At 61.9% G+C, this 2,001-nt stretch carries 1 protein-coding gene and 1 pseudogene; both read left to right on the forward strand.

The features are described 5' to 3' along the window. Window positions 1-214: 214 nt before the first annotated feature. The gene (locus tag ACRXB1_RS35185) at window positions 215-1,669 is read left to right on the forward strand and encodes a type II and III secretion system protein family protein (RefSeq protein WP_449494673.1); all 1,455 of its coding nucleotides are present in this window, start codon (window positions 215-217) and stop codon (window positions 1,667-1,669) included. A 51-nt stretch (window positions 1,670-1,720) separates the two neighbouring features. Next, a pseudogene (locus tag ACRXB1_RS35190) lies at window positions 1,721-2,001 on the forward strand (hypothetical protein); the annotation flags it as partial.

Raw genomic sequence — 2,001 nt, forward strand, 5'->3', positions numbered from 1 at the left:
CGAACGATCTGGAATTGATCCGCGGCTCGCATAGGGAAAAGATTGCCTACTGAAAAGCATTGCGTGTGACGTTAATGTGGTTAGAAGTGCGAATAAGTAAATGGAAGTTCGGGGCCATGCCGCCGTGTGGCGACAACGCAGTACGCAGTCGATATAAAAAATGACGAAAACCAAAGGTTCTGTTCGAGGGCAGTGTGCTTGCAGCATGCGGGGAATGTTGTTCGCCATGCTAGCCTGTCTGTGCGCCGTTGCGCCGGGAGGCATGGTCGATGCAAAAACCACACGTGCCACGAGCGCGGACAACGCACCGGAACCTGTTCCCCGCGTGCTCGATATCGCGGTTGGCGCACAGCGGCAGATCGCGCCTGGGCACGCGTTGCAACGCGTCGCAGTGGGGGACCCCGCCGTCGCCGATGTTCTTTGGCTCAAGAGCAGCGGCGGCGTCAACAGCGGCTTGTTGCTGGTCGGGAAAAGCGCGGGACGCACGGAAATGATGCTGTGGGAGAAGGGCAGCACGCAGCCGCGCACCTTCACTGTCAACGTCACCACGCAGGCCGCGCGCGAGTTGCTTGGCAGCGATACACCGGCGGTTGATGTGCTGGGTGGCACGGCGGTTCTCACCGGGTCTGCTGCGAACGTGGAATCGCATCAGCGGGCGCTGGCGGTGGCGAAGGATGCGATAGGCAAGTCCGCAGACGGCGCGGCTGGCTCCGACTCGAAAGACGCTGGAAAGCAGGACAATGGATCGTCCGATGCAGCCGCAAGCGCAACTAAAGGCGGAGGCGTCTACGATGCATCCACGGTGGCCGTGCGCCCCGTGGTCCAGGTAGACGTGAAGGTCGTCGAGTTCAGCAAGTCGGTGCTGAAGCAAGCAGGCTTTAACCTCTTCAAGCAAAACAACGCGTTTGCATTCGGCAGCTTCTCACCGACATCGCTGACGTCTTACACGGGCGGCGCGACCACCAACCTGCAAGTCCAGTCGGCCTCGCCGATGAGCAGCGCTTTCAACCTCATCGTCAACCTGGGCACGCGCGGCATCTTCGCCAACCTGAGCTTGCTGGAGTCGAACAATCTGGCCCGAGTCCTGGCGGAACCGACGCTCGTCGCGTTGTCCGGGCAGAGCGCGAGTTTTCTCGCGGGCGGCGAGATCCCGGTGCCGGTGCCGCAGACGCTCGGCACGATCAGCATCATCTACAAGCCGTACGGGATCGGCCTGACGGTCACGCCGACCGTGCTTGGAGCGAATCGCATCGCGCTGAAGGTAGCGCCTGAAGCGAGCCAGCTCGACTTCCAGCACGCGCTGACCATCAACGGCATTTCGGTGCCTGCGATCACCACGCGGCGCGCCGATACAACCGTCGAGCTCGGCGATGGCGAGAGCTACGTGATAGGCGGTCTCATCGATCGCGAGACGATGTCGAACGTCGACAAGGTGCCGATGCTCGGCGATCTTCCGATCATCGGTTCGTTCTTCAAGACCCTGCAATACACGCAAAACGATCGCGAGCTGGTGATCGTCGTGACGCCGCACCTGGTCTCGCCGATAGCCAAGGGCGCGCCGCTGCCCGGCACGCCGGGCGAGCAATCCGAGCAGCGCGACGGACCGGTGTGGCGCTCGTTCATGGGCGGTGTGGCATCGAGCGATATGGCGCCGGGATTTTCAAAATGAAGCGCAAGGGCAGAGATATTCCAGCGGTGGAAACCAGCAGAGGTGCGCGCGATGAACGCGAGAGTACTTTCCTTGACTGAGGTTGAAACACGGGTGCAAAACACGCGCTTCCTGTGCGTCTGCGCGGATGCAGGACGACGTGCGTGGCTCACGCGCGCGCTCGGGACATTGGGCCAGATCGAGCATGTGCCATTCGATCCAGTTGCGCTCGTACCCAAGATCGTGGCACTTGGCACGTCGCTGGTTTTTATCGACTTCGGACGGGCGCCGCTCGAAGCGCCTCAGGCAAGCGCGGAAAGCGCAACAGCCATGGCCGCCGCCGTGCGCGATGA

It is taken from the genome of Caballeronia sp. M23-90 (genome assembly GCF_053574605.1).

Bases quoted from the DNA above. Each gene is read 5' to 3' on its own strand.
- ACRXB1_RS35185 (WP_449494673.1), top strand. From the start codon at position 215: ATGTTGTTCGCCATGCTAGCCTGTCTGTGCGCCGTTGCGCCGGGAGGC.